Source organism: Brevibacillus aydinogluensis (assembly GCF_961514395.1).
GTDB lineage: Bacteria > Bacillota > Bacilli > Brevibacillales > Brevibacillaceae > Brevibacillus > Brevibacillus aydinogluensis.
Genome location: NZ_OY569118.1, coordinates 520,172 through 545,996, shown reverse-complemented (window position 1 = coordinate 545,996; position 25,825 = coordinate 520,172). Strand labels below are relative to the sequence as shown.

Annotated in this window: 25 protein-coding genes and 1 other RNA gene; 11 read left to right on the top strand and 15 right to left on the bottom strand. The window is 53.3% G+C overall.

The genetic code is table 11. The features are described 5' to 3' along the window. Positions 1 to 29: 29 nt before the first annotated feature. The 5 genes from Q7F15_RS02700 to Q7F15_RS02680 all read right to left on the bottom strand — a co-directional run bounded on the left by Q7F15_RS02700 (position 30) and on the right by Q7F15_RS02680 (position 4,742). Positions 30 to 467 (bottom strand): hypothetical protein, encoded by a 438-nt coding sequence (locus tag Q7F15_RS02700; RefSeq protein WP_304415061.1) that lies wholly within the window; start codon positions 465 to 467, stop codon positions 30 to 32. Positions 468 to 1,699: 1,232 nt separating this feature from the next. After that, positions 1,700 to 3,124, bottom strand: coding sequence for a DUF6179 domain-containing protein (locus Q7F15_RS02695; RefSeq protein WP_304415060.1), 1,425 nt, complete (start codon positions 3,122 to 3,124; stop codon positions 1,700 to 1,702). Next, positions 3,121 to 3,588: a DUF6323 family protein gene (locus tag Q7F15_RS02690; RefSeq protein WP_304415059.1), complete on the bottom strand. Its 468-nt coding sequence runs from the start codon at positions 3,586 to 3,588 to the stop codon at positions 3,121 to 3,123. The genes Q7F15_RS02695 and Q7F15_RS02690 overlap by 4 nt, the downstream gene beginning before the upstream one ends. 316 nt (positions 3,589 to 3,904) lie before the next feature. Next, the gene (locus Q7F15_RS02685; protein ID WP_304415058.1) at positions 3,905 to 4,213 is read right to left on the bottom strand and encodes a hypothetical protein; all 309 of its coding nucleotides are present in this window, start codon (positions 4,211 to 4,213) and stop codon (positions 3,905 to 3,907) included. A gap of 307 nt (positions 4,214 to 4,520) precedes the next feature. Then, positions 4,521 to 4,742: an N-acetylmuramoyl-L-alanine amidase gene (locus Q7F15_RS02680; protein WP_304415057.1), complete on the bottom strand. Its 222-nt coding sequence runs from the start codon at positions 4,740 to 4,742 to the stop codon at positions 4,521 to 4,523. 159 nt (positions 4,743 to 4,901) lie between these two features. Between Q7F15_RS02680 and istA the strand changes: the two genes are divergently transcribed. Both istA and istB read left to right on the top strand, forming a co-directional pair. Then, complete coding sequence (gene istA / locus Q7F15_RS02675; protein WP_008409807.1) at positions 4,902 to 6,125, top strand: IS21 family transposase; 1,224 nt, start codon at positions 4,902 to 4,904, stop codon at positions 6,123 to 6,125. Beyond that, on the top strand, positions 6,122 to 6,889 hold the full coding sequence (gene istB, locus Q7F15_RS02670) for an IS21-like element helper ATPase IstB (protein ID WP_008409491.1): 768 nt from the start codon (positions 6,122 to 6,124) through the stop codon (positions 6,887 to 6,889). The genes istA and istB overlap by 4 nt, the downstream gene beginning before the upstream one ends. A gap of 29 nt (positions 6,890 to 6,918) precedes the next feature. Here istB and Q7F15_RS02665 read toward each other — a convergent pair whose 3' ends face one another. Together Q7F15_RS02665 and Q7F15_RS02660 are read right to left on the bottom strand one after the other, a co-directional pair. Next, the gene (locus Q7F15_RS02665) at positions 6,919 to 7,263 is read right to left on the bottom strand and encodes an N-acetylmuramoyl-L-alanine amidase family protein (RefSeq protein WP_304415056.1); all 345 of its coding nucleotides are present in this window, start codon (positions 7,261 to 7,263) and stop codon (positions 6,919 to 6,921) included. Positions 7,264 to 7,371: 108 nt separating this feature from the next. Next, a complete protein-coding gene (locus Q7F15_RS02660; protein WP_304415055.1) occupies positions 7,372 to 7,809 on the bottom strand; it encodes a hypothetical protein in 438 nt (145 codons plus the stop codon). A 444-nt stretch (positions 7,810 to 8,253) separates the two neighbouring features. Here Q7F15_RS02660 and Q7F15_RS02655 point away from each other — a divergent pair, with 444 nt between their 5' ends. Together Q7F15_RS02655 and Q7F15_RS02650 are read left to right on the top strand one after the other, a co-directional pair. Further along, the gene (locus tag Q7F15_RS02655; RefSeq protein WP_230076701.1) at positions 8,254 to 8,550 is read left to right on the top strand and encodes a helix-turn-helix domain-containing protein; all 297 of its coding nucleotides are present in this window, start codon (positions 8,254 to 8,256) and stop codon (positions 8,548 to 8,550) included. A gap of 17 nt (positions 8,551 to 8,567) precedes the next feature. Then, positions 8,568 to 9,413, top strand: a complete 846-nt coding sequence (locus Q7F15_RS02650; protein ID WP_230076700.1) for an IS3 family transposase — start codon at positions 8,568 to 8,570, stop codon at positions 9,411 to 9,413. Between the two features lie 335 nt (positions 9,414 to 9,748). Here Q7F15_RS02650 and Q7F15_RS02645 read toward each other — a convergent pair whose 3' ends face one another. After that, a complete protein-coding gene (locus Q7F15_RS02645) occupies positions 9,749 to 10,969 on the bottom strand; it encodes a beta propeller repeat protein (RefSeq protein WP_304415054.1) in 1,221 nt (406 codons plus the stop codon). A 257-nt stretch (positions 10,970 to 11,226) separates the two neighbouring features. Between Q7F15_RS02645 and Q7F15_RS20540 the strand changes: the two genes are divergently transcribed. Beyond that, entirely contained in the window at positions 11,227 to 11,310 is an 84-nt protein-coding gene (locus Q7F15_RS20540; protein WP_256379891.1) for a putative holin-like toxin, read from the top strand. A 1,093-nt stretch (positions 11,311 to 12,403) separates the two neighbouring features. On the opposite strand, the gene ssrA is transcribed toward Q7F15_RS20540, so the two are convergent. From ssrA to secG, 4 genes are all read right to left on the bottom strand, one after another. Next, positions 12,404 to 12,759: a transfer-messenger RNA gene (gene ssrA, locus Q7F15_RS02640) on the bottom strand. Between the two features lie 306 nt (positions 12,760 to 13,065). After that, the gene (gene smpB, locus Q7F15_RS02635; protein WP_212133504.1) at positions 13,066 to 13,539 is read right to left on the bottom strand and encodes an SsrA-binding protein SmpB; all 474 of its coding nucleotides are present in this window, start codon (positions 13,537 to 13,539) and stop codon (positions 13,066 to 13,068) included. 98 nt (positions 13,540 to 13,637) lie between these two features. After that, positions 13,638 to 16,079, bottom strand: a complete 2,442-nt coding sequence (gene rnr / locus Q7F15_RS02630) for a ribonuclease R (RefSeq protein ID WP_171566313.1) — start codon at positions 16,077 to 16,079, stop codon at positions 13,638 to 13,640. A 149-nt stretch (positions 16,080 to 16,228) separates the two neighbouring features. After that, positions 16,229 to 16,471 (bottom strand): preprotein translocase subunit SecG, encoded by a 243-nt coding sequence (secG, locus tag Q7F15_RS02625; RefSeq protein WP_029098168.1) that lies wholly within the window; start codon positions 16,469 to 16,471, stop codon positions 16,229 to 16,231. 207 nt (positions 16,472 to 16,678) lie between these two features. On the opposite strand from secG, the gene Q7F15_RS02620 reads away from it, so the two are divergent. The 3 genes from Q7F15_RS02620 to Q7F15_RS02610 all read left to right on the top strand — a co-directional run bounded on the left by Q7F15_RS02620 (position 16,679) and on the right by Q7F15_RS02610 (position 18,641). Beyond that, a complete protein-coding gene (locus Q7F15_RS02620; protein ID WP_171566314.1) occupies positions 16,679 to 17,068 on the top strand; it encodes a YqzM family protein in 390 nt (129 codons plus the stop codon). A gap of 76 nt (positions 17,069 to 17,144) precedes the next feature. After that, complete coding sequence (locus tag Q7F15_RS02615; RefSeq protein WP_212133502.1) at positions 17,145 to 17,882, top strand: ABC transporter ATP-binding protein; 738 nt, start codon at positions 17,145 to 17,147, stop codon at positions 17,880 to 17,882. Between the two features lie 12 nt (positions 17,883 to 17,894). After that, positions 17,895 to 18,641: an ABC transporter permease gene (locus Q7F15_RS02610; protein ID WP_212133500.1), complete on the top strand. Its 747-nt coding sequence runs from the start codon at positions 17,895 to 17,897 to the stop codon at positions 18,639 to 18,641. A 64-nt stretch (positions 18,642 to 18,705) separates the two neighbouring features. Here the strand turns inward: Q7F15_RS02610 and Q7F15_RS02605 are convergent, their stop codons facing one another. Further along, positions 18,706 to 19,710: an ABC transporter substrate-binding protein gene (locus tag Q7F15_RS02605; RefSeq protein WP_171566317.1), complete on the bottom strand. Its 1,005-nt coding sequence runs from the start codon at positions 19,708 to 19,710 to the stop codon at positions 18,706 to 18,708. 196 nt (positions 19,711 to 19,906) lie between these two features. Between Q7F15_RS02605 and Q7F15_RS02600 the strand changes: the two genes are divergently transcribed. Genes Q7F15_RS02600 through Q7F15_RS02590 form a run of 3 tightly spaced genes read left to right on the top strand, consistent with a single transcriptional unit; the run spans position 19,907 to position 22,796 of the window. Then, positions 19,907 to 20,917 (top strand): FecCD family ABC transporter permease, encoded by a 1,011-nt coding sequence (locus Q7F15_RS02600; RefSeq protein ID WP_304415053.1) that lies wholly within the window; start codon positions 19,907 to 19,909, stop codon positions 20,915 to 20,917. Next, positions 20,914 to 21,951: a FecCD family ABC transporter permease gene (locus Q7F15_RS02595; RefSeq protein WP_171566319.1), complete on the top strand. Its 1,038-nt coding sequence runs from the start codon at positions 20,914 to 20,916 to the stop codon at positions 21,949 to 21,951. Before Q7F15_RS02600 ends, Q7F15_RS02595 begins: the two co-directional genes overlap by 4 nt. A gap of 20 nt (positions 21,952 to 21,971) precedes the next feature. Continuing rightward, a complete protein-coding gene (locus Q7F15_RS02590; RefSeq protein WP_171566320.1) occupies positions 21,972 to 22,796 on the top strand; it encodes an ABC transporter ATP-binding protein in 825 nt (274 codons plus the stop codon). A gap of 93 nt (positions 22,797 to 22,889) precedes the next feature. Here the strand turns inward: Q7F15_RS02590 and eno are convergent, their stop codons facing one another. Further along, complete coding sequence (gene eno / locus Q7F15_RS02585; protein ID WP_171566321.1) at positions 22,890 to 24,176, bottom strand: phosphopyruvate hydratase; 1,287 nt, start codon at positions 24,174 to 24,176, stop codon at positions 22,890 to 22,892. A gap of 96 nt (positions 24,177 to 24,272) precedes the next feature. Continuing rightward, positions 24,273 to 25,814: a 2,3-bisphosphoglycerate-independent phosphoglycerate mutase gene (gpmI, locus tag Q7F15_RS02580; RefSeq protein WP_171566322.1), complete on the bottom strand. Its 1,542-nt coding sequence runs from the start codon at positions 25,812 to 25,814 to the stop codon at positions 24,273 to 24,275. Positions 25,815 to 25,825 lie beyond the last annotated feature (11 nt).

The window sequence follows — 25,825 nt, the reverse complement described above, 5'->3', positions numbered from 1 at the left end:
AGGTTTTTTTACTTTCTATGGCATGCTCATCAATTGGGCATTTTCACATTTCCGAATTCGGCACATTTAGTTTGCCAAATACACCAGGTTGCGGCCATTAATACTTTATGTCTTGCTCCATATAATAATCTATAATAATTCTCAATATAAAGAGAAGCAAATTTTAAGTCTTCCGCTTTTGAAATTCTTGCATATTTTAAGTTTGCTATTGGTTTGTAAAGCATAATTAACAACATTGCTAACAAAGCTAATATAGATAGAATAAATGCAAATATCATTAACATTTCAACTACATATGCTAGATGAGGTATACTATTCTTTAATATTGAGAAAAGTTTCTCTGCATGAGTAGGAAAAAAACACTTATATACAAATAGCAACACCCATAGCATTGTAATTTTTTCAGGTGTTTTTAGATGTAGAACTAATTCTTGATAAAAGTTATCTGCTCTTTTGGTAATTGACATGTCATCACCTTACTTTGAATTTTCTTTTCGTAATTTTTAGGTCATTGTGTAGTTGCAACGCCTAATTGTCTGTACTAATTACTCCTAACTTACCTACACTTAGGAGTGAAAGAATTCCCATTAATAAGGTAACTGTATCCTGAATAAGATTTTGTCACTCAGCATGCCTACGACTATTAAATAGCAAATAAACGAATTCGAAGTCATTTATTATCTCTTTTCATCTTCTTTTTTTCTCCTACTGTCTATTATTACTCCTAAGAAATGGTTTGGTTTCATGGCTTACTACAGAATAACGACTTAGAGAACTACAGCCACCATCAAGTTAAATGCCACAATGTCGATTGCACGGTTTTTGTAAGAGTCGTAGGGGTGTTTTTTAGGATTGCATCTCTAGCTTATAAATGTGCTTGTCAACGAATTATTTTTGAATTATTTCCCTGCCCTCTACCTGTAAGCACCCATTGCTATTCCTATTAATTACCATGCATTTCTGTTCGTATTCGCGCCTCTTCCCTCATTTCCCTGAGAGTACCATTTCCCTATATGTTAGCCATATCTATCTCTGTGATCTATATAATTGCTGTCTGGCTTACTCTTTGTCTGCAGCGGCAACGAACAACTCTACTAGCAGATTCCAGTGAGGTTGCATTTAATTACAAATATTAGGCATATTAACAGATTGAGTTCTAGGAGACTGGATATTAAATTGGCTTTAAACAACGTGATGAGGAGCTTGTTAATCTTGTGGCATGCTGTTGCCATAAGAAGTAAACACGGAAGGCTACCAAGAATGGATTAGTGGAGATTGCGAATGAAAGACCTATACACCATAAAGTGCCTCGAGCACGGAATTGCCTCCTTTATTTCTCCCTCCAGGAGCCCCTTTATACCGTTATCTTATCATGCCAGTTCACGTGATAATCGTCATCCACTTGAGAGATTAACGGCTCGCCATCTTCAGAAAGAAGGGGAGCATTAAATCGCGGAAAAACACTTGTACCGGATTCGTCGCATGTTTGCGCTGGCCAATGCTTCTCAAATACTTGACGATCTTCTCCACCCGTTCCCGCCGCAACAGCTCAAAGTGCTGGAACGCCTAAACGGAGCGGATCAAAAGATAATACAACCATTGAAGTCATTAACCAGCGGGTGGCAAGGCGAGGGAATGCATCGCTCGGCGCGCACGCTCAACACGCCGAGCGATGTGCAGTCAATAAAAGCTGATCTCTTCATACGCTCATCAATCGTCCGGATACGCGAAGGTCCAGACGTTTCATAAAGCCGATCAAATGATTCTGCCAATCGCGCTCCGCCCCTTCCCGCCCCTGGATAATGGTGTAAAGGTCCGCAGCCCCGCCTCGCAACTCTTCATAGAACATGATCTTGCACAAGATCGCCAGTTCCGTGTCACTAAACGATGCGTACAGCGCTTCGTAATCTTCCCCGTACAGGCAGTCGCTCTCCAACAGATCCAGATAATCGTGCAAAGAGAAAAAATGAGACCGGATGAGCCGGACTTTGTCCTCCTTGGACTCGCTGCGGCTGATGTCGTCGAGCAGACGGCGCAGCTGTACATTGCTCATACTGTCTCCCGTTTTCAACGATATGGTGACAGGCCTGATGTCGTCTTCCTTGTCTACGATGATGACCGTCTGCAGATTCCGATGTTCCGCAGCGTTGACGATTCGCCGCACAAGATTACGGCAGCATCGTTTCATGTAATCTGTCGTATCGGAATCCTGAGCCGGCAGTTGGTCCAGCAACCGGTCTACTCCCCTGTCAATGAGATGGCCGACCGCGGCGGCATCCGCATGGGTGAACATTCGTTCAAGCTGTTCATATTGAACCGGTGAAATCAGAATCCGGCGAGGATCTCCGCCCGACAGAACGGAAAACAAGGCATGATGCAGCACCAGTTCAAAGATATTGAATAATTCAAGTCGGTAGTCGAATTTACATACGCGACCGAAGTGTTCCAGCAAACGGAGCAGATCTTCCCGCTCCCATTGGCGGCAAAACCGATCTTCCATGTGCAATCGCTCCAGATACTGCCTGAAATAAAATACGCCCTGCAGACTCATATCGTCGATTCCCAACGGGTAATCAATGCTGGCCATCGTATTATGCCCATCAAAAAGAATGTTGTATTTCTGAAGAAAAATGGGCAGGGATTCCTCAATGGTCATGTTGTACGCGTCAACCGGAACATCCAGTTTGTGCTTTTTGACCTCATGGTAGAGACGTTTCGTCTCCTCCAGGCATTGCCGAACCTGTTCGACCCCCATTGCATGCAGCCTTGCGATCTCCGTTGTTTTCAGGCTGGCAATCGCCTTCTCGGGATCTTCCATGCTCCACAAGCAAGCATCCACCGCGTACATGGCGGAGGCAAGCAATTGCTCAGCCGTTTCGGTAGCGACGGAAGAACTTTCGCCCTGCGTATAGCGTATGATCTGTTCTTGCAGCAGGAGGAGAAACTCATATTGGATGCGGGAAATGTCTTGCTGATCCAGAAGACCTGCGCGCTGACCTTCACGCATGAGCGACAGGGTATACTGGTTTCGCTTTAAAGATGATGGATGTAATCCGTGCCGGGATACCAGCGCTCCGCGATCGCTTGCGCTCTTGTCCGTCTTGCCCATCTTTCCGACATTCATTCGTCATCTTCCCCCATTTCGTCTCGCATCGCTTCGACTCTGAATGCCGCCGCATATTCTTCCAGCTTGTCTTTTAACAGTTCCAAAGAACCTTCGCATTCCTGGTCAAAGCAATCTTTCATCATTCCGATGAGCTTGGCATCGCCAATTTTGTCTTCAGTTTCGTTTTTGAGATGGTAGAAGATTTCGTGCAGTTCATGCAGTGTGGACACGTAATGTTCCTGGGTGATGTATGGGGATTCGGAAAACACCTCGATGATCTCCTTCGTCGCTTCGATTCCCAATTCCAGCCGCCCGTAATGACGCAGTATCTGATTTTTCGCGGCCAGCAACTCTTTGATGTCGTCGGGGGCGAGCGTCAGCCCGAAACGTTTCGTCTTTTCGTTCAGCTCAAGCAACTGGATCATATGCTGTTCCTGGGCGGATAGCGTCAAAGAGGTAAAGAGACGGGACAAATTGTTCATGCAAACCCCTCTTGTAAAATGTTATATACCCATTGACAATTGGTGATTATTACGTTATAATTAAATATTAATTTTAGAGTGGTATAGATTATAGCACCATTTTTTTTAGGTGTCAATGCGGTCTGCTGCCTGTTTGCACGGTCTATAACGAAACGAAGCGGGGAAAACAGGTTGGGACTAGAGGAACGGATAACTGTCGTAAGATGGATTTCAATGCTGGATTTGAAGAAGCAAAGAGGAAAATACATCAATAGCGCAAACAACCCGATCATATGCGATCGGGTTGTTTGCTTATGTCCTCCGGCACGATGGCGGATCACATGATGTGATCACCATAATATCGTGCTATCTCGTGTACCGCTTGCTTCGGTTTCTGCTGCAGCGGTGACCGCGATGTTTCGCGTTGTTTCCACGTGCGAACTATACTGAAACTGGCCACATCCTGGTCATACTCCGGGTTCTCGCTGGATGGGTAACTGGGACTCACAAACGTGAAAACAAAAGCGACTTCCATCCCTTCATCTTCGAACAGGGAAAGCATCTCGGTAAGGTATTTTGCCTGCGGCTCCTCATCCCGGGCCAACGGCTTTTTCAGACGCCAGGGGCGGGAATCCCGGTCGATCACGCCCCCATGCTGCCTTCGTTTTCGGCACCCACATAAGTGCAGCATCCGAATTCAGTGACAATCATCGTTTTTTTATGCTCTTTTATTACTCTTCAGTTTGATCCGTTTTATTACCAATACGTTGAATTTTCGAAATTAACCTCTTCCGAAAAGTTGGCAGGCATGCAAGCCTGAAGTTAATCACTGCATTTTGATATATCATTCAGTTCCTTACAACGGCAAAAAGCGTGTAGATCTTGTACCTTCAGTACTTGGTCTACACGCTGAGGTGAAGTGACCAATACAGTCACTTCACCCATGTTTTTAATTAATCGATTTCTCGGAAGTAGTCGTAAAGACCAGCGACAATTGCGAATGCTGCGCGCTCTACTTCCTCATCATCATCGTACCAGGATTGGTTGATCTTCCCAGTTTCAATTAACGCTTTTGCTCCAGCAACCTTAGTATCTCTCAATATTGCAAGGTCAGCCTCACGATACATTGTGTTCAACATAAAGGTTGCATATTTCCTTGCAAGATTTTCTGCCAAAATCTTGGAAGCTTTTCCTTTCTCGGGATAAAGGACTCCAACTCGGCTGTCACCGCCGGGATATAATTGACCCAGGTTCGCCGGAAAGAAAATGACCCACCCATAGCGAATATATCCCCTTCGTAATTAACGGCCAAGTTAATCTTCGGAGGGAGACACATGCTAAGGAGTGGGATAGTGATATCGTTACATACCATGAGGGCAGAAGGCAAGAGTATTCGTGAAATTGCCCGTCTAACGGGGCATTCTCGAAATACAGTTCGCCGATATCTCCGGGGTGAATTCTCCCCCGAAAAGGGAACCCGTAAATCTCGTGGTTCCAAGCTTGATCCGTATAAACCGTTCCTGCAGGAACGTCTTCAAGAAGGTATCTATAACTGCGAGGTTTTATTCGATCTTCTACGAGAAAAGGGGTATACCGGGGGACGTACCATCTTGAAAGACTATGTGAAGGACTTCCGTCCTCCCAAACAAGTTCCCGCTGTTCTTCGTTACGAGACGAAACCTGGTGAATATGCACAGGTCGACTGGGGACTGTGTGATTACGTAGATTTGGACGGTACAGTCCGAAAAGTGCCGGTATTTGTCATGGTATTGGGGTACTCTCGTTCCACCTATATAGAGTTCACTAAGCGTTGTGACATTCACAGCTTTCTTCGTTGCTTGATTCATGCTTTTGAATATTTTGGGGGCATCCCAAAGGTAATGCTGACCGACCAGATGAAAACCGTCGTACTGGGCATGGGAGATGATCGAAAACCTCGCTGGCATCCGCTTTTTGCCGACTTTGCTGCAGCGATTGGGCTTGTTCCAAAAGTATGCAAAGTTCGACGCCCCGAAACAAAGGGAAAAGTGGAACGAGGCGTTCAATACGTAAAAAACAACTTTCTTCCTGGCAAACGCTTCGTTGATTTACAGGATCTCAATCAACAAGCCCTACACTGGTGCGAGCGGATTAACCGCCGTATTCATGGAACAACCGGCGAACGTCCCATCGACCGACTCCGTGAGGAAAATCTGTCGCCTATCCCTTCAGCTGAACGATGGGAAAAATACTTGCATGAACCGAGACAGGTCAGCCGAGACGGATTTGTTAGCTACGATGGTGTACGATATGGGGTTCCATGGAGGTACAGTGGACGTGAGGGTACCGTGCGAGAAGTGAATGGGTGGGTGGAAATCTGGGCCGACGGCACATGTATTGCTCGACACCAAAAGGTCTATCGATCCCGTGCAACTGTTTTTTGTGAAAACCAGTATGCAGGTCTTACGACTGCTCAAGGATATGCCTATCCACGTCCGCAAGCCCGACAGATTTCATCGCAGCAAGTGGAAGTGCGTTCGCTGGATGTCTATGAGCAGCTGACGGGGGTGGGAGCATGATTGAACTGGAACAGGCACGGCTACGTCTTGAGGAACTTGGGCTTCAGCAAGCGGCTCTACTCTTGGATGCCCATTTGGAAGCGGCAAGTCATGGACAGCCCACCTATCTGTCCTTTCTCAACATGCTTCTAGATGCAGAGATAGCGGAACGTCAAAAACGGAATATGGAGGTACGCACCAAACTCGCACACTTGCCTTACCGAAAAACGCTGGAGGAGTTCGATTTTGCTTTCCAACCCAGCATTGACGAACGGTTGATTCGAGAGCTGGCCACGATGACTTTTGTAACCCGACACGAGAATGTCTTGTTCTTAGGGCCTCCCGGAGTAGGAAAAAGTCATCTGGCGGTGGCGTTGGCTGTAGAAGCCATCTCGCAAGGGATATCCGTTTACTTTGTCAGTCTCTCGCAACTCATCGAAGATCTGCGAAAAGCTTACACGGAAAACAGGCTGGATAAACGCCTACGCATCTATATTCGACCAAAGCTCCTGATTATTGACGAAATTGGTTACTTACCGTTTGACAGTTTGGCAGCTAACCTCTTTTTCCAGGTAGTAAGTGCAAGATACGAGAGAGGGAGTATTCTGTTGACCAGCAACAAGAGTTTCGGTGAATGGGGGGAACTGATGGGCGATCCGATACTTGCTACGGCTATCCTGGATCGGCTCTTACACCATTCCCACATCGTCAATATTAGGGGGAATAGTTACCGACTTCGTGAGAAGATGAGGACTGGAGCCTACGGCTCCCCCTCTACCACCTAACCAACAAAAAATCGCCGGGTGGGTCAATTCTAAACCGGCGATGGTGGGTCAAAATAAAGTCGGCGTTGACATCGGCTAATAAACCGCTCAGTATTTACATGGATACTAAGCAATACATCAATACCCTTACCAGTGTACCTATTATTAATGTATTCTACCCGCTTGTTGATATCGTCTTCTATATCCTTACCCCCAAAGTCCTTATCACGAGTACGCGTCATGTAGACGGTTGCTCCTTCTTCTTCAAGCAGGTTTTCGAGAGCTTTACTAATCTTCAGAGTACAATCTTTTTCCTGACGACCTTTATATGTTACACCTGGAAATGCTCCGCCATGTCCTGGGTCGATTAGAATCTTTTTTCCACTCAAATCCATTTGAAACCCCACCTTTATAATTATTGAGATAAAGTAATCTGGCCAGAATTACTTTTCGTATATAAAAGTGAAGTTTCTAGTGTTTTAACAACCATAGATGAGTGATTTTTATTTTTTTCTTATTCCCTGGTAGAAATCCTCTATTTTCTTCTTAATCGTGTCTATCTTTCGAAAATCAAGATCTTCCAGTTTTGCTTTACCTCCCTCAATATCGCTCTTATCGTAGTATGTTGCGTAGATAGCATCTTGCCATTCCTGGAGCAATTCGCTAATTTGGGCGAAATTCTGAGATAGGTGCATACCTTGCTGCTTATTTTCCATCTCGCTCAGCAAAGAGAAGATCTGTCTAAACGTAAATGCTGCGTTGTGAAGTGAGTCATTGTCCAAGATGCTGTCAATAACCATGGAATATCCGTAAATCTCAAATAGTTTCTCGTCAATTTTCTTTAATGTTTGGCTGTCCACACTCTCTGATCTGAGCATTTCCTCAACATCGTCGCAAGAAGTCAGCAATAAAAACAAATGGTGTCCTACAATAGATTCCATCCTTATTTCCAAATGTCTTTTGTTAAGGTGAAGACTGTAAAAACACACATATAACACGAGGATGATTGCCCCCGCAGTAAGCACCCACTTTCTTATGATAACCAACTCCTTACACTTATTTATTACCGTATGTTAAATCTATATAGGGACTATACAAAAGTTGATTATACATATATATCGTTTGCAATATCAACCATTTTTGTTAATATTCCCAAAAACTTACGCGCATCGAGTTGATTCCAGACTAGAGAGGCGGAATAGTATACTCTCCCTCTTCGCTCCCTCGCGGAAATAAGCCTCCCGTTCATTCGGACTGCCAATTCTGTTCCTCCTCAACACGGACATAACAAAAAAGCACCACGAGGGTGTAGAGTGCACCCCTTAAAGTAGACATTGGAAAAACCCCTTGGGAAAACCGATGTTACTTTAAGGGGTGAATTTTTTATGGCTATCAAAGGTCAAAAGTTCAAGCATTATCCTTTGTCGTTGAAAATGGAGGCAATACGATTGCATGTAGAGGAGAAGTGGACATACAGACAGATCACTGAGCATTTAGAAATCCAGGATAAGGATCGAGTAAAAAAGTGGATGCGGAAATACAAACAACTTGGGGAGTTCGGTCTTTTGGATCAGCGTGGACGACGTACAGCGTACATCGATCAAGATCGACATGTGAAAAAATTGAAACGGGAGAACGAAATTCTAAAAAAGTGTTTGGAAATCTGGATGCGGGAGGTGTAAGAAAAAAGTATCGTGTGATGGAGAATGTCGCAGCGTTGTACCCGATTACCGAACTCTCCAAACTTCTTGGTGTATCGAGGAGTGGGTATTATCGGTATCTTGCACAGAAGGAGTGGGATAGAGACGGAGAACTGAAACAGCAGATTCAAACCATCTATGATGAACGAAAAGGAATATATGGGTATCGAAGAATTCAAGCGGAACTCTTTCGTCAATACGGCAAGGTTGTGAATCATAAGAAGGTGTTACGACTCATGCAAATTCTTGGGCTGAAAGCCATTATTCGTGGCAAGCGAGCGTATCGGAGCACGTATCGAGCGGCTGAATCTGATGGTCGTGTTGCCGAAAATCTGTTGAAGCGTGACTTCACAGCCGAGAAACCAAACCAGAAGTGGGTCACCGATGTTACCCAGTTTCGTGTAGGAGATCAACGTATCTTCTTATCAGCGATTAAAGACTTGTTTCACAACGAAATCGTGGCGCACCATGTGAGCTTACACAATGACAATGCCCTTGTCCTGGAGACGTTTCGGAAAGCATTTGAAAAGCATAAGGACGTGACTGGACTGATCGTACACAGCGATCAAGGCTCCCAGTACACGTCCCACGCATACCACGACATGCTGCAAAAGGTTGACGCCCGAATCAGCATGTCGCGAAGGGGCAATTGTTTAGACAATTCCCCTATGGAGAGTTTCTTCTCGCACTTAAAGGCAGAAGCTCTCTATCCTTATGATATTCGAAGTCTGGATGAAGCGCAAAGACGAATTGAGGAGTACATTCGTTTTTACAATGAAGAGCGTTTGCAAATCAAATTAAATAAGCTGACGCCAGTCGAGTACAGGCGTCAGCATGCGGCCTAACGGCCGGGGGTTTTTTAAGTGTCTACAAAATGGGGTCTTGACCAGTGCGAGGAAAGTGTAATCTCTATATTTATTTTGCTCAGTCGCCCTCTGGTGCTTTTTCGATTTTTTTCACCCGTGCGCCGTGCATTAACCCGTTTCTGCATTATGTCTTTACGCACGGGGAATGTCAGCACGCCGCTTCGCCAAGCTCGAATCTGCAAGCCGGGCCCCATCAGCCGGAAGAAGGGTTGTTCCGCCAATACTTGTTGACCGCTTCAGAACCAATCGTTCCAAACCATGCTTCCCTATCATAGGGGCAAACGAATTTCGCCAGTCCCCCGTTTCCCGGAACGCTAGTCAAACACGTGCGCCTTCGCCCAATGCTTGCCGCCATCCACCGTCGTGTACATGACGGTCGGTTCCTTTGAATCCGAGCAGATCAACCACCCCTTATTCCCGTCTTCAAAGGCCAACAGCATATCCCCATATCCAGGGAACGATTCCGTCCCCTTTTCCAACGTTTTGCCGCCGTCCTTCGTCCACCCGATCGTATTGGGCAAATCGCACGCCATGCAACGTCCGCCCATGAAGGCGATGTCGGGATTGACCACGTACAAGGGGCCTGGCGCGGAACCGTCAATCGTCGGGCCGCCGGGATAATTGGCGGGGAATCCCGGAGCAGGTCCACCGCCTGCCGTCGACTTCGCGATTACGGTCTGCCAGTGCCGTCCGCCATCCGTGGTGTGAAACAGGGAATAGGAGGTTTGGTTCATACCGTATCCCCCGATGCACTGAATCCAGGCGTCATCTTTTCCGGCCGAACGGATGACCGCACCGCTGAGCGGGGCAACCGTTTCGCGCTTCATCACCGCGCTCCACGACTGGCCTCCGTCGACGGTTCGCATCACCTGAAAGACGCCGTTCTCCTGCGTCACCGCCCACCCATTCGCTTTGTCGTGAAAATAGGCATCGCCTGTCAGCTGCTTCGGAACCGGGAGCTGCTTCCACGTTTTTCCCCCGTCTGTCGTCCGCGAATGGGCGACAAAGCCCTCCTGGCCGGACACGAAGTGGAGAAATCCCGGCTGCGGCACCTTGCCCACAAGCGACCAGTGCTTGCCGCCGTCCTTGGTGTGATACAGGAGGCGTTCACCATCGACCGCCCCATCCCGGGCCACGGTCGCCCACGCCAGCTGGTGGTTCAGCGCAAATACCTGTTCCACCGCACCTTCTACTTGATGCTGGACGCGCCAGCTCTTTCCTGCGTCGTCGGTCCGCGCGATCCACCCTTTGCCGCCGACCCAGCCCGAGCGGAAATCCGCCAACCGCACGGCTGTCACGTTTCCCAGCTTGGCAGGTGTCGTAGCGGATGGAGCGGGATTCTCCCGGCTTTCTCCCGGCGATGGTTCCCCTGTCGCGGAAGACGCCGATCCCTGAGTGGAACCAGCCTGGGAGTTCGTATCGGACGGTTGCTCCGCCGCGGGGGTCGGCACCTCATTGGAGCCGGAACACCCCGCGAAGATGCCCAGAAGCACCGCCAGGATGATCGCAAACGCGCGTCTGTATGCATATGTCAAAATGATCACTCCCTGTTACTGTCTGAAACCCATCACCCATAAAAGCTGCTTCAATAACTTTGACGCAATGTTCCCCAAAATATTTCAGCCAATTTCAGGGAGTGAGTGCAGGTGCAAACGGGAGGTTACCAAGCGGCTTCACATCGCTCAACTATCGGACCTCAAAATTCCATGGTATAATTTACCTTGTACAATAGATATGGCTCCTCAAGGGTGGTCGGCTCACCTCTCATCCCACGCGGGAAGGGGGTGAGAACATGACAGTGTACGAGGCAATCAGCCTGATGATCTCTTTCGGATTGTTGATTGTCGCATTGCTGTCGTTCCCAAAGAAAAAGTAGATCACCCTTGAGTTTGGCAACCGGTGATCTACTCCACTGTAAACAATGAGCCGCCCCCCTTGTGGGGAACGTCTATTGTACAGACCGTAGGTGTAGCAGCACCTGCGGTCCTTTTTATGATGCACAAGATCCTGTTCACATATTATACCATAAACAACGGCAAGTAAAACCCCCACACGTGCGGGGATGATCGCTTGTTTAGCGGTCGGATTCCGAGCGGCCTCCCTTCGCTTCGCTCCGCTCGGCCTTCGCCCCTCCCGTCCGTTCGGACTTGCGAGTTCAAATCCTGCACCAGCCTGTACATAACAAAAAAGCACCCACATTAGGGCGGGGGGATAATCGGAATCCTCCCTTCCCTTTGCTCGCTTCGCTCGCTTAGTTTAGCGGTCGAATTCCGAGCGGCCTCCCTTCGCTTCGCTCCGCTCGGCCTTCGCCCCCTCCGTCCGTTCGGACTTGCGAGTTCAAATCCTGCACCAGCCTGTACATAACAAAAAAGCACCCACATTAGGGCGGGGGATAATCGGAATCCTCCCTTTCCTTTGCTCGCTTCGCTCGCTTGTTTAACGGTCGGATTCCGAGCGGCCTCCCTTCGCTTCGCTCCGCTCGGCCTTCGCCCCCTCCGTCCGTTCGGACTTGCAAGTTCGGCTCCCTGCTCGCCTGACGCAAAAATAAAAAGCACCTCAAGGGTGCTTTTATTTTTGCGTATGGTGGAGGCGGGGGGATAATCGGAATCCTCCCTTTCCTTTGCTCGCTTCGCTCGCTTGTTTAGCGGTCGGATTCCGAGCGGCCTCCCTTCGCTTCGCTCCGCTCGGCCTTCGCCCCCTCCGTCCGTTCGGACTTGCAAGTTCAAATCCTGCACCAGCCTGTACATAACAAAAAAGCACCCACATTAGGGCGGGGGGATAATCGGAATCCTCCCTTTCCTTTGCTCGCTTCGCTCGCTTGTTTAGCGGTCGGATTCCGAGCGGCCTCCCTTCGCTTCGCTCCGCTCGGCCTTCGCCCCCTCCGTCCGTTCGGACTTGCAAGTTCAAATCCTGCACCAGCCTGTACATAACAAAAAAGCACCCACAAGGGGTGCATTTTTTGTTATGTATGGTGGAGGCGGGGGGATTCGAACCCCCGTCCGAAAATAGCGACACATAAGCATCTCCGAGCGCAGTCGTTCTATAAGATTTCGGCTAACGGCCTGCGGAACGACACGCCAGCCGCTAACCTAGCCTGATTGATCTTCTTCCTTTGGCCCCAGGCGGAGACCTCCGGCGTAGCCCGTTAGAAGTGAGCCCTAATCACGCCACACGGGCCGATGGAGTGTTAGAGCCTCGCTGGTAATTAGGCAGCGAGAGAAAGTTGTTTGTTGCCAGTTATGGCTTTCCGCGTTGTTAACGGGGTCCGCAGCCCCCCGGCTCGCTTCTTATGCTCTACTATTCCCGTCGAATCCAGAACGCCCCCGTGATGAAAAAATCAATCAGGAGAAAAAAAGTCTAGGCGAAGATGGCAACTGTCCACACCTAGACTGTAGTTTCGGGGTTCATTGCCTTCTTACTATAGCACACGCGGCATTCAAAACTCAACGTCGATTTGTGCCAATCCTGCCATCGTGCACCATGCGCGGTGCCTGCAGCCAACGGCTTGTCGGCCACTGTTCAGCTGCTGGCAGCGCACCTTGCCTGTAAGTACGCTGCCCAGCAGATACAAAACCATTCATCACGATCAAATGCCATCGCAGTAAACAAGAGGTACTTGTCTTCCGCTTCGTTACACCTTCTGCCGCTCGCGCAGCGCGCGCTCCACTTCCCGCTGAGCATCGCGCTTTTTGATGTCCTCGCGCTTGTCGTAGTTCTTCTTCCCTTTGACCAGCGCCAGCTCCACCTTGGCCCAGCCGCCCTTGAGGTAGAGGCTGAGCGGCACCAGCGAGTACCCTTTTTCGCGGGTGAGGCCGTTCAGTTTGAGGATTTCCAGACGGCGCAGCAGAAGTTTGCGCGTCCGTTCCGGCTCGTGGTTGTAGCGGTTGCCCTGCTCATACGGGCTGATGTGCATGTTGTACAAGAGAACTTCACCGTTTTGAATGCGGGCGAAGCTGTCCTTGAGCTGTACGCGTCCGGCCCGCACCGATTTGATCTCCGTGCCTGTCAGGGCAATGCCGGCTTCGTACACGTCTTCGATGTGATAGTCGTGACGCGCTTTGCGGTTTTGCGCCAGCGTCTTCACACCGGTTTTCGCTTTTGCCATGGGAGATCACCTCGCTTGCCTGGGTAAACGGACGGCTGTAGAATCGGTCAATATCGTACCTGTTAGTCTAGCAAATATCGCGGCGTTTGACAAGATCATTACCGCCGCTTCCGTTTCGCCTGCGCGGCCACGTGTTTCTTTTTCGATTTTTTGGCTCGGATCAGGTCTTCCCAAAACGCCTTTTGCCGGGTCGTCGGCGATTCTGCCTCGTCGAGCGGCACGACGTCACCCTCGGACGTGTCTGCTTGACCGGCATCAATCTGCTGAGCGGCTTCGAGCTGACGGCGCTGCTTTCGTTGCTTGCGCAGCACGGCGGGATGGGGCTTTTCCTGCCTGGACGCCCGTTTTGTGTCGCGCTTGCCTTTGCGCCCGTCGATCACCTTGGGGGTGCGCTCCCGGCCGCGGAAGGTGTTGGGCCGCTTCATCCCGACGATCTCAAAGTCAATGGCCCGCTCATCCACATTGACGTTGGAGACACGCACCTGCACCACGTCGCCGATGCGGAACTGTTTGCCCGTCCGCTCCCCGATCAGGGCGTACGCCTTTTCGTGGTAATGGTAGTAGTCGTCGGTCAGATAGCTGATGTGCACCAGACCTTCAATTGTATTAGGAAGCTCCACGAAAATGCCGAACGACGTAACGCCGGAAATGACGCCTTCAAATTCCTCGCCGATCCGCTCCAGCATGTACTCTGCCTTTTTCAAATCGTCCGTTTCCCGCTCGGCATCCACGGCGATGCGTTCGCGCTGGGAGGCGTGTTCCGCAATGATCGGCATCTGCTCTGTCCAATAGGCCAAGCGCTTTTCGGACAGCTCGCGATTCTCCAGCCACTCGCGAATCCGCCGGTGGACGATCAGGTCAGGGTAGCGCCGAATCGGGGAGGTAAAGTGCGTGTAGAAGTCGGTCGCCAGGCCGTAGTGCCCCAGGCTTTCCGCGTCGTAGCGCGCCTGCTTCATCGAGCGCAGCATTACCGTGCTGATGATGACCTCCTCGGGCGTACCTTTTACCTCCTCCAGAAGCTGCTGGAGGGCGCGCGGGTGGACGGTGTTGCCCTTGCCGCGGACCGTGTAGCCGAAGTTGGTGACAAACTCCATGAAGGCCATCAGTTTTTCCGGGTTGGGTTCCTCGTGCACCCGGTACATAAACGGCTGTTTCATCCAGTGGAAGTGCTCTGCCACGGTTTCATTGGCCGCCAACATGAATTCCTCGATGATCGACTCGGCGATGGATCGCGTACGGAAGCCGATCTCCGTCGGCGTTCCCTCTTCGTTGACGTAAATTTTCGCCTCGCGGAAGTCAAAGTCGATTGCGCCGCGGCGCATCCGCTTGGCGCGCAGCTTGCGGGCCAACTCCTCCATCAGGCGGAACATCGGCACCAGTTCGCTGTACTTTTCGATCAGCGCTTCATCATTTTCTTCCAAAATCTTGCGCACATCCGTGTAGGTCATTCGCTCATTGGTGCGGATGACGCTGAGGTAGATGTCGTAGGTGACCAGGTTTGCCTCCGCATCCAACTCCATGTCGCAGGTGATCGTCAGGCGGTCCACCTTCGGGTTAAGGCTGCAGATGCCGTTGGACAGTCGGTGCGGCAGCATGGGGATTACCCGGTCAACGAGATAGACGCTGGTGCCGCGCCGATACGCTTCCTGATCCAGCGCGGAATGTTCCCGGACGTAGTAGCTGACGTCGGCGATGTGGACGCCCAGCAGGTAATTGCCGTTGGGCAGCTTCTCCACCGAGACCGCGTCGTCCAGGTCTTTTGCATCCGCGCCGTCGATGGTTACCATCATCCGGTCGCGCAGGTCACGCCTGCCCTTGATCTCCTCCTCGGAGATTTCGTCCGGCACCGCTTCCGCCTCGGCCAGCACGTCGGCAGGGAACGCTTCCGGCAGGCCATACTTGCGGATGATCGAGAGAATGTCCACACCCGGATCGTTTTTATGCCCGAGGATCTCGATCACTTCCCCTTCCGGACTGGTACGTCCTTCCGGGTAGCGGACGATCTTGGCGACGACCTTGTGCCCGTCCACAGCCCCGTTATAGGCTGTTTTCGGGATGAAGATGTCCCTGCCAATCCGTTTCTCATCGGGTATGACGTAGGCGTAGTACGTTTCATCCTTGAACGTCCCCACCACTTCCGTCACGCCGCGCTCCACGATGCGGATGATCCGCCCCTCCAGGCGGTTGCCGCTCGTTTTCTTTTCCACCCGAACCAGGACCGTATCGCCGTGCATGGCGCCGTTCATGTCGTTGGCATGGACGTAAATGTCGTCCTCTCCAGGCGTGTCAGGGGTGACAAATCCAAACCCTTTGGGATGGCTTTGCAGTCGGCCGCGCACCAGGTTCATTTTTTCCGGCACGCCGTAGCGGTTGGTACGGGTCCGCACGATTTCGCCCCGTTCTTCCAACGCATTCAGCGTTTTGACCAGCTCTTTGAACGCCTCGGTGTCGGCCAGTCCAAACGCCTCCTCCAGCTCCTTCACGGTCATGGGGTGATACGCCTGTTCCCGCATGAACGCGAGGATATCCTGTTCCTTCATTCCGTATCCTCCTTTTCGGCACATGCTTTGCCGCGACTTTGCTTCATCTATGTAGTATGTAGTATTCAGTATTCTCCGATTACGCCGTAGGCAATCCTAATAGAAAAAAGACAGCAAGTCAAACTTGCTGCCTTTGGCAATCATGTATGTTACGCACCGCTTCTCAAGAAATACCCGAGCAGAATGGCAAACACCATGAACAGCACGGCAAACACAACGGTCAGTTTGCCGAGCAAAGCGTCAATCCCACGGGCCTTCTGCTTGCCCATCAGTTGTTCCGCGCCGCCGCCGATCGCCCCAGAGAGCCCGGCGCTTTTTCCAGATTGCAGCAATACGACAAGAATTAAGCCAATACTTGCGATCACAAGTAAGATTTTCGCAGCCAATACCATCTGTATTCACCTCAAAACAAACGTGAAGAAACTATTACTTCCACTCTACCACAGTTGGATCGGATCAGCAACCCTGGTTAATTGACGGGGATTTATCCAAAAATTGTGTACGTTCTATGTCTGTTTTTCCGTTTCCTTGCAACTGTCACGATTTTGCCGTAAAATTGCAGTTGTACCGTTATACTTGCCGTAGGAGGTCCTAGTTATATGGCTGGTTCCAACAAAAAAGACATGAATCAAAATGACGTGGTTGACTCCGCGAAGGCCTTTTTTACTTCGTTTGGCATCTTGTTCCTTGTTTTTCTTATTGCTCTTGTCGGTTCCGCCATTTTCCCGAAACACGGCGAAGAGGCCCAGGATGGCGGGCAAACGGCCAAAATTGACGCGGAAGCCGTGTACAAAGCAAACTGTGCATCCTGTCACGGTCAAAACCTGGAAGGGGCTTTCGGCCCAGCCCTGACCACAGCGGGCAGCAAGTACAGCGCAGATGATATTGCCAAAATCATCAAGGAAGGAAAAGGCGGCATGCCCGCCGGCGTCCTGAAAAAACAACCGGAAATCCAGGCAGTTGCCGAGTGGCTGGCTCAGCACAAGTAATTACATAGACAGCCGCGGCGTTACACACCGGAGACATCTCCGGTGTTTTCTCATTTCTCGAGAGGAGGAACAGCAGATGGCACCGCTGCTGGAACTGGAACAACTGGGCAAACGGTCGTCGTCAGGGCCCGACGGCTGGCTGTTCGCCGACCTGTCGGCGGTGGTGGAAGAGCCGGCCATCATCCACATCCTGGGGAAGTCGGGACAGGGCAAAAGCACCCTGCTGCGCATCCTGGCCCTTCTCACCCGCCCGGACAGCGGGAGCGTCCGGCTGGCGGGAAAACCTCCGGAACAATGGACGCCGGAACGCTGGCGCATGACGATGAGCTACGTCGCCCAACAGCCGGTCATGCTGCCGGGCAGCGTGGAGGACAACCTGCAGACGATCAGCCGCCTGCACCAGCGTTCCTTTCCTGCCGATCAGGCCCGGGCATGGATGGAGCAGTTGGGACTGGGCGGACTGGATTGGTCCAAACCGGCCGACCAGCTTTCCGGCGGGGAAAAACAGCGCGTCGCGTTGGTCCGCTCGCTGCTGCTGCGGCCGACCGTACTGCTGCTGGACGAAGTGACCGCCTCGCTGGATGCGCTCAGCAAACAGGCGACCGAGCAGCTGCTGGCCGACCTGCACCGCCGGGAGGGCACCACACTCATCTGGGTTACGCACGACTGGGAGCAGGCGCGTTCCATCGGCCAGCGGGTCTGGTTCATGGCAGACGGCCGGCTGCTGGAGGATGCGTCGAGCGATTTGTTTTTTGACGCTCCCGCTTCGGAGGAGGCGCGCCGATTTTTGGCCGCCGCCATCCAGGAGGGATAGGAGGAAATAGGGATGTCATCAATGTCGCTGTGGCTGTCGGTATCGTTTGTCCTGATCGCGCTGCTGCTGTCCCTATGGCAGAAGCTCGGCCTGGAAAAGGAAATCGTGATCAGCACGGTTCGCTGTGCCGTCCAACTGCTGGTGATCGGGTACGTGCTGCAGGTCGTGTTTCACGCCGACCACCCCGTCTATCTGGCGCTGGTGCTCACCATGATGATCGCCGTCGCCTCCTGGAACGCCTCACGCCGGGGGGACCGGCTGCCGGGTGTACTCTGGCGCATCGCCGCCACACTGACAACTTCGACGGTTGTGACGATGGGACTGCTGCTATTGCTGGGGCTGATCGAACCGACACCGCAGTACCTGATCCCCCTCTCCGGCATGATCATCGGCAATGCGATGCTGGTCAGCGGCCTGTTTCTCAGTCACATGAAGCGTGAAATGAACACCGCCCGCGGCGAGATTGAGACGTTGCTCTGCCTGGGCGCAACCAAGCGGCAGGCGATTCACGACGTGTTGAAACGGACCGTAAAAGCCAGCATGATCCCCACCTTCGACACGATGAAGACGATCGGGCTGGTGCAGCTTCCCGGCACCATGACCGGCATGATTATCGCCGGAGCCAATCCGCTCGATGCCGTGCGCTACCAGATTATGATCATGTTCGCCTTTTCTTCGTCCGCCGCAATCTCAGCCGTGCTGGTCAGCCTGCTGTGCTACCGGCTCTGGTTTACCCGCGAATCCATGCTGATTCCGTAACGCGTGCGATCACCGGGCAAAAAGCAGGCTGCCGGGAATGAATCCCGGCAGCCTGTCGCTCTCACTATTGTTGGAGCAGGTATTTTTCCAGTTCGTCCACCACTTTGTTGGCACAGATTACGCCGCCAGAGGTGTTCCAAATCGTGTCGTCCACTTTGAACGCTTTGTTGTTTTTCACCACGTTCAGGTTTTTCCACAGCGGATCGTTGGTCCACTCTTTTTCCAACTTGGTCGCTTCACCGTCTCCCGTCTCGTAGGAGAAGTAGAACATGATGTCGCCGTCCATTTCCGGAATCCGCTCTTTGGTCACTTCGGCGGCGAATTCTTCTTTGTTTTGCGACTCCGGACGAGCTACGCCCAGGTCTTTCATGATCGTGCCGGCAAACGTGTCGTTGTAGTAGATGCGTACACGGCCGGGCATGAAGCGAACGAGAGAGACTTTGGTCTTCGCCTTGTCGCCCACTTTCGCCTTGAACTCTTCAACGCGCTTGTTCCAATCGGCCAGCACTTTTTCGCCTTCTGCTTTCTTGTTGAGCGCTTCCGCGTACAGCATGAAGTTTTCTTTCCAGTCGCCGCGCGGTTCTTCCACGAAGACAGTCGGCGCGATGGCAGTCAGCTGCTGGTAAATCTTTTCGTGGCGGAACTTCATGCCGAGGATCAGGTCCGGCTTCAGCGCCGCGATCGCTTCAATGTTCGGCTGGGACTCGGTACCAAGCGTTTTGGTGCCTTCCAGGTGCGGCTTCACGAAATCGTAAAAGGTCGTCGGATCTGTCCAGGAACCGACCGCGCCCACAGGCTTAACACCGAGAGCTACCAGCGTTTCCACCCCCTGCGAGGTGAGGACGACTACGCGCTGCGGAGTGCCCGGAATCTTGGTTTCCCCCATCGCGTGTTTCACCGTGTAGGATTGATCGGAGCTGCCCGCAGGCTGTTGAGCTTGCGTTTGGTCAGCCGGTTTTTGGTCGGCTGCCTGCTGTCCGCCGCCGCAACCAGTGACGATCAGCAGCAGGGCCATCAGCAGGGCAAAAAACGCTTTGCCGCGTACTGTGCGGTATGTACGAGAAAACATGAAATTGACTCCCTTCTATTCTTGATGATAATGAGAATTAAACTCATTTACACCCAATATCCTACTACCAGGGTCAGATGAAGTCAACTGCAAAAATGGTGATAATGAATCTCAAAATCATTGACAATGCACGCCGGCAAGAACTACACTGAAATGTGATAAGAACAGTAGAAATCGTCACCCAAGGATGAAGACAATGAAATCGTTACTCCACAGCAATCCGCTCAAAATCGCTGGCGTCTGTATCGGCCTGTTCCTTCTATTATATTTGAGTTACTTCAGCCTCATCTTCGGCGTCATCGACACCAGTTGGCAAACGGCGATTGACGCCTACACGCACTTCAACGGTTCCAATGAACACATCGTCATCAAGGAAGTTCGCGTCCCGCGTGTGCTGAATGCCCTCGCCGTCGGAGCCAGCCTGGGCATCGCCGGCGCGCTGCTGCAATCGCTGACGCGCAACCCGGTGGCCGACGTCGAACTGTTCGGCCTCAACGCCGGAGCCGCCCTGTTTGTTGTGTTTGCGGTGACGTTTGTCGGCATCAGCTCCCTTACCGCGTTTACCTGGATTTCCTTTCTGGGCGCCGCGGCCAGCGGCCTCGTCGTCTACCTCTTGGGATCGTTGGGTCGGGACGGCCTGACGCCGGTCAAGCTGACGCTGGCCGGTGCAGCCATCACCGCATTGGCCGCATCCGCCCGGCACGGCATGCTCGTCCTGAACGAAAAGGCACTGGACGAGGTGCTGTTCTGGCTCTCCGGTTCGGTGGGGGGACGCAAGCTGGAGTTTTTGCAAGCCGTCTTTCCGTACATGGCAGTGGCCTGGGTGGGAGCCTTCCTGCTCGCCCGTCCGATCCAGACCCTGCTGATGGGCGATGACGTGGCCAAGGGACTGGGGCAGCGAACCCTGCTGGTAAAAGTCATGACCGGCGTGGTGATCGTCCTGCTTTCCGGCGCTTCAGTCGCCGTGGCAGGGCCGATCGGCTTCGTCGGACTGGTCACGCCGCATCTCGCCCGCTACCTGGTCGGGGTGGACACGCGGTGGGTGTTCTTGTACAGCGGCATCCTCGGTTCCGCCATCCTGCTTGCAGCGGACATCGCCGCCCGTTTCATCGCCAAGCCTGCGGAAGTGCCCATCGGAGCGATGACCGCTCTGGTCGGCATCCCGTTCTTCATCTACGTGGCGAGAAAGGGGCTGGAGAAAAAATGAAGTCGTATCTGTCGCTGCGCAACAAAAAAGGCTCCTTTTCCTTCCACATTCACAAGAAGTCGCTGTTGTGCGCCGCCGTCTGCCTGCTGCTGACCGCGGCCGTCATGGTAGTCAGCCTGGGGATGGGCGAAATGAACATCTCTCCCCTCAACGTTGTAAAGGCGTTTCTGGGCATGGGAGAGGAGCAGGATGCGCTAATCGTAACGCAGTTTCGCCTCCCCCGCGTCGTCATCGGCCTGTTGGTGGGTGCCGCGCTGGGAGCAGCCGGGGCGATTCTGCAGGGAATCGTCCGCAATCCCCTGGCTGCGCCAGACATTCTCGGGGTAACGGGAGGCGCTGCGGTTGCGGCTGTCGCCTTTCTGCTCTACTTTGAATCGGTCAGCATCCAGTGGCTTCCCCCTGTCGCGTTTCTGGGAGCGACGCTGACGACATTGATCCTGTACGCGCTCGCCTGGAAAAAAGGAGTGACGCCGCTAAGGCTGGTGCTCATCGGCGTGGGCATCAAAATCGCCGCCAGCGCAGTCATTACGGTGCTGATCCTGTTCAGTCCGTTTGTCCTGCAAAACAAGGCCACCCTGTGGCTTACCGGCAGCATCTACGGCGTCGACTGGAACGACGTGAAGATGATCGGACCGTGGGTTGTCGGCCTGATCGCGCTGGCTGCGCTGCTCGCCCGCCGTGTCAACGTCCAGCAGTTGGGCGACGAAGTGGCGACCAGCGTGGGCAGCCTGGTTCAATTCGACCGCTTTGCGCTGTTACTCATCTGTGCCGCGTTAACCGGGGCGGCCGTCTCCGTCGGCGGAGAAATCAGCTTTGTCGCCCTGCTGGCGCCGCACATCGCCAAAATGCTGGTCGGCCCCTCGTTTGGAGGCGCCCTGCCTGTATCCGCCCTGATCGGCAGCCTGATCCTGCTGATTGCCGATTTGATCGCGCGAACGGCCTTTTCCCCGATCGACATCCCTGTCGGCGTCTTTACTTCAGCGGTAGGGGCACCGTTTTTCATCTTCCTGCTCTACAAAAACCGTAACCGGTAAGCTGAAAGGAGAGAAGCAGCGTGCATGCCTTGGAAACCCGTCAGTTGACGTTGTCCTACGGCGAACGGAATATCATCGAAGCACTTGATCTGCGCATCCCGCGCGGGCAGATCACGGTTTTCATCGGCAGCAACGGCAGCGGCAAATCCACCTTGCTGCGCTCGCTTGCCCGGTTGTTGAAGCCCAAGCAAGGGGCGATCCTGCTCGACGGCGAGTCGATCGCCAAGCAGTCGACCAAGGAAGTGGCCAAGCGGCTGGCGATTCTGCCCCAAGGGCCGACAGCTCCGGAAGGCTTGACCGTCCTGCAGCTCGTCAAGCAGGGGCGCTATCCGTACCAGAGTTGGCTGCAGCAGTGGTCGGAGGAAGATGAACGGATGGTGACCAAGGCGCTGGCCGCCACCCAACTGACCGAATTGGCCAACCAGCCCGTCGACTCGCTGTCAGGCGGACAGCGGCAGCGTGCCTGGATCGCGATGACCTTGGCCCAGGGGACGGAGACCATCCTGTTGGACGAACCGACCACCTACCTGGACATGGCGCACCAAATTGAGATCCTCGACCTGCTGTACGAACTGAACCGGACGGAACAGCGCACGATCGTCATGGTACTGCACGACTTGAACCTGGCATGCCGTTACGCTCACCACATCGTCGCCGTGCACAACCGGAGCGTGTACGCCGAGGGCAGCCCGGACGCGGTCATGACAGAAGAAATGGTCCGCCACGTGTTTCAGATGGAGTGTCAGATAACACGCGATCCGCTCTACGGCACGCCGATGTGCATCCCGTTCAGCAAAAGCCGGTTGACCACTGCAGCTGAGCCGAGACAGATGGTGCACGCATAGATGCGGCCCGATCGATCGGTACACGATAAACGAACAAAAAAAGGTGCTTTCCCTCAGAGGGAAAGCACCTTTTTTGCGTTGCCGCGAATGGGCTTACTTCTTCAGATTGTAGAAAGCGTTGCGGCCGCCGAAGCGTGCGGTGTCGCCCAGCTCGTCTTCGATGCGCAGCAGTTGGTTGTACTTGGCCACGCGGTCTGTGCGGGACGGAGCCCCTGTTTTGATCTGGCCGGCGTTGGTCGCAACTGCGATGTCAGCGATGGTGGAGTCTTCCGTTTCACCGGAGCGGTGAGAGATGACTGCGGTGTAGCCGGCCCGCTTCGCCATCTCGATGGCGTCAAAGGTTTCGGTCAGCGTACCGATCTGGTTTACTTTTACCAGGATGGAGTTGCCGGTCGCATTTTCAATCCCGCGTGCCAGACGCTCGGTGTTGGTCACGAACAGGTCGTCGCCGACGAGCTGTACTTTGCCGCCGAGGCGCTCGGTCAGCACTTTCCAGCCGTCCCAGTCGTCTTCGGAGAGACCGTCTTCAATGGAGATGATCGGGTACTTGCTCACCAGGTCTTCGTAGAAGGCGATCATTTCTTCCGTCGTCTTCACGACGCCTTCACCTTCAAAGTGGTACTTGCCGTCCTTGTACATTTCGGTAGCGGCCACATCCAGCGCCAGGAAGACGTCTTTGCCCGGCTCGTAGCCAGCCGCCTTGATCGCTTCCAGAATGGTGGTGATCGCTTCTTCGTTGGATTTCAGGTTAGGCGCAAAGCCGCCCTCGTCCCCTACTGCCGTGTTCATGCCTTTGGCAGCGAGCACTTTTTTCAGCGAGTGGAAAATTTCCGCACCCATGCGCAGTGCTTCCTTGAACGATTCGGCTCCGACCGGCATCACCATGAACTCCTGGATGTCCACCGTGTTGTCTGCGTGCTTGCCGCCGTTGAGAATGTTCATCATCGGCACCGGCAGTGTCTTGGCGTTGAAGCCGCCCAGGTAGTTGTAGAGGGAAACGCCCAGGGACGCAGCTGCGGCGCGAGCGACTGCCATGGAGACGCCGAGAATCGCGTTGGCGCCCAGTTTGCCTTTGTTCGGGGTGCCATCCAGTTGGATCATCGCCGTGTCGATGCCCACTTGATCCAGCGCGTCCATGCCGATCAGTTCCGGCGCGATAATCTCGTTGACGTTCTCCACCGCTTTCAGTACCCCTTTGCCGAGGTAGCGGCTCTTGTCACCGTCGCGCAGTTCCACTGCTTCGTACGCGCCTGTGGATGCGCCGGACGGAACGGCTGCACGGCCCATGGAGCCGTCTTCCAGATACACCTCTACTTCCACGGTCGGATTGCCGCGGGAGTCCATGATTTCGCGTGCGTAAATGTCGGTAATCATCGTCATTGTGACCATCTCCTTTGTTATGTTGGAGAACCCCGCACCAGCCTGGGACTCGCGGGTGCGGCGTTCGTCGTTGGCCTGGTTCGTCTTCTTGGCTGTTTACTTGGCGATCAGCGATTTCCCGGTCATTTCCGCCGGCTGCGGCAGACCCAACAGCTCCAGCATGGTCGGCGACAGGTCGGCCAAAATGCCGTCTTCCCGCAGTGTCACGCCTTCCTTCGTGACGATTACCGGCACGGGGAAGGTGCTGTGGGACGTAACCGGCCGTCCTGCTTCATCAAGCATCAGGTCGGCATTGCCGTGGTCAGCCGTGATGATCGCTGCGCCGCCTTTGGCGAGGATGGCGTCCACCACTTTGCCGAGGCATTCGTCCACGGTTTCCACTGCCTTGATCGTCGGCTCCATTAAGCCGGAGTGACCCACCATGTCGCAATTGGCGAAGTTGAGGATGATCGCGTCGAAACGTTCCGCTTCGATCTCTTTCAGCACCGCTTCCGTCACTTCCGGCGCACTCATCTCCGGCTTCAGGTCGTAGGTGGCCACTTTGGGCGACGGAATCAGGATGCGCGTCTCGCCGGGAAACTCCTGCTCACGTCCGCCGCTGAAAAAGAAGGTGACGTGCGGGTATTTTTCCGTCTCGGCGATGCGAAGCTGCTTCAATCCGTGCTGCGCCAGCACTTCGCCCAGCGTGTTGTCCAGGTTGGTCGGTTTGTAGGCTACATAGCCGTTCACCGTCTCGGAAAAATGCGTCAGGCAGACGAAGTGGAGGTTGCGCGGATGCCCCTCACCCCGGTCGAAGCCGCGGAAGTCGTCATTGGTGAACGCCTGCGAAATCTGAATCGCACGGTCCGGCCGGAAGTTGAAAAAGATGATCGAATCGCCGCTCTGGATGGTGGTAACCGGCTTGCCCTGCTCGTCCACGATCACCGTCGGCATCACAAACTCGTCCATGATCGACTTCTCGTACGATTCCTTGACTGCCTGAATCGGGTCGGTGTAAGCCGGTGCATCCGCGTACACCATTGCCCGGTACGCCTTTTCGATTCGCTCCCAGCGCTTGTCCCGGTCCATCGCGTAGTAGCGTCCCTGCACGGTGGCAATTTTGCCCACGCCGAGCTCGGCGATTTTGCCCTGCAGTTCCTCGATGTAGCCGACGGCGCTGTCCGGCGCCACGTCACGCCCGTCGAGAAAACCGTGGATGAAGACGCGGTCGACATTTTGCCGTTTGGCCAGCTCCAACAGTGCGTACAAATGCTCGATGTGGCTGTGCACGCCGCCGTCGGAAATCAGGCCGAACAGGTGCACCTGCTTGCCGTGTTCCTTGGCGTGGCGGAATGCGCCGATCAGCGTTTCGTTTTCGAAAAAGGCGCCTTCGCGAATCTCTTTGGAGATCCGGGTCAAATCCTGGTACACCACGCGGCCTGCCCCGATGTTCAGGTGGCCGACTTCGGAGTTGCCCATCTGCCCTTCCGGCAGCCCGACAGCCAGTCCGCTCGCCTGCAGCGTGGCGTGGGGATACTGCTGCCAATAGCGGTCAAAGTTGGGCTTGTTGGCCTGCGCCACTGCGTTGCCGTAGGTTTCTTCCCGCAGCGCAAAGCCGTCCAGAATGATGAGTGCGACCGGTTTGGGTCGATGTGCCATCTGACTTTCCT

What these genes read in the sequence shown, in the direction of transcription:
- smpB (WP_212133504.1), bottom strand. Translation starts at nt 13,539, where the DNA reads ATGGCAAAAGCGAAAACCGGTGTGAAGACGCTGGCGCAAAACCGCAAA.
- Q7F15_RS02620 (WP_171566314.1), top strand. Translation starts at nt 16,679, where the DNA reads ATGGCTGGTTCCAACAAAAAAGACATGAATCAAAATGACGTGGTTGAC.
- Q7F15_RS02650 (WP_230076700.1), top strand. Translation starts at nt 8,568, where the DNA reads ATGGAGAATGTCGCAGCGTTGTACCCGATTACCGAACTCTCCAAACTT.
- Q7F15_RS02665 (WP_304415056.1), bottom strand. Translation starts at nt 7,263, where the DNA reads ATGGATTTGAGTGGAAAAAAGATTCTAATCGACCCAGGACATGGCGGA.
- gpmI (WP_171566322.1), bottom strand. Translation starts at nt 25,814, where the DNA reads ATGGCACATCGACCCAAACCGGTCGCACTCATCATTCTGGACGGCTTT.
- Q7F15_RS02595 (WP_171566319.1), top strand. Translation starts at nt 20,914, where the DNA reads ATGAAGTCGTATCTGTCGCTGCGCAACAAAAAAGGCTCCTTTTCCTTC.
- rnr (WP_171566313.1), bottom strand. Translation starts at nt 16,079, where the DNA reads ATGAAGGAACAGGATATCCTCGCGTTCATGCGGGAACAGGCGTATCAC.
- Q7F15_RS20540 (WP_256379891.1), top strand. Translation starts at nt 11,227, where the DNA reads ATGACAGTGTACGAGGCAATCAGCCTGATGATCTCTTTCGGATTGTTG.
- eno (WP_171566321.1), bottom strand. Translation starts at nt 24,176, where the DNA reads ATGACGATGATTACCGACATTTACGCACGCGAAATCATGGACTCCCGC.
- Q7F15_RS02655 (WP_230076701.1), top strand. Translation starts at nt 8,254, where the DNA reads ATGGCTATCAAAGGTCAAAAGTTCAAGCATTATCCTTTGTCGTTGAAA.
- Q7F15_RS02610 (WP_212133500.1), top strand. Translation starts at nt 17,895, where the DNA reads ATGTCATCAATGTCGCTGTGGCTGTCGGTATCGTTTGTCCTGATCGCG.
- Q7F15_RS02660 (WP_304415055.1), bottom strand. Translation starts at nt 7,809, where the DNA reads ATGGAATCTATTGTAGGACACCATTTGTTTTTATTGCTGACTTCTTGC.
- Q7F15_RS02605 (WP_171566317.1), bottom strand. Translation starts at nt 19,710, where the DNA reads ATGTTTTCTCGTACATACCGCACAGTACGCGGCAAAGCGTTTTTTGCC.
- Q7F15_RS02600 (WP_304415053.1), top strand. Translation starts at nt 19,907, where the DNA reads ATGAAATCGTTACTCCACAGCAATCCGCTCAAAATCGCTGGCGTCTGT.
- Q7F15_RS02690 (WP_304415059.1), bottom strand. Translation starts at nt 3,588, where the DNA reads ATGAACAATTTGTCCCGTCTCTTTACCTCTTTGACGCTATCCGCCCAG.
- Q7F15_RS02695 (WP_304415060.1), bottom strand. Translation starts at nt 3,124, where the DNA reads ATGAATGTCGGAAAGATGGGCAAGACGGACAAGAGCGCAAGCGATCGC.
- istB (WP_008409491.1), top strand. Translation starts at nt 6,122, where the DNA reads ATGATTGAACTGGAACAGGCACGGCTACGTCTTGAGGAACTTGGGCTT.
- Q7F15_RS02700 (WP_304415061.1), bottom strand. Translation starts at nt 467, where the DNA reads ATGTCAATTACCAAAAGAGCAGATAACTTTTATCAAGAATTAGTTCTA.
- secG (WP_029098168.1), bottom strand. Translation starts at nt 16,471, where the DNA reads ATGGTATTGGCTGCGAAAATCTTACTTGTGATCGCAAGTATTGGCTTA.
- Q7F15_RS02615 (WP_212133502.1), top strand. Translation starts at nt 17,145, where the DNA reads ATGGCACCGCTGCTGGAACTGGAACAACTGGGCAAACGGTCGTCGTCA.
- istA (WP_008409807.1), top strand. Translation starts at nt 4,902, where the DNA reads ATGCTAAGGAGTGGGATAGTGATATCGTTACATACCATGAGGGCAGAA.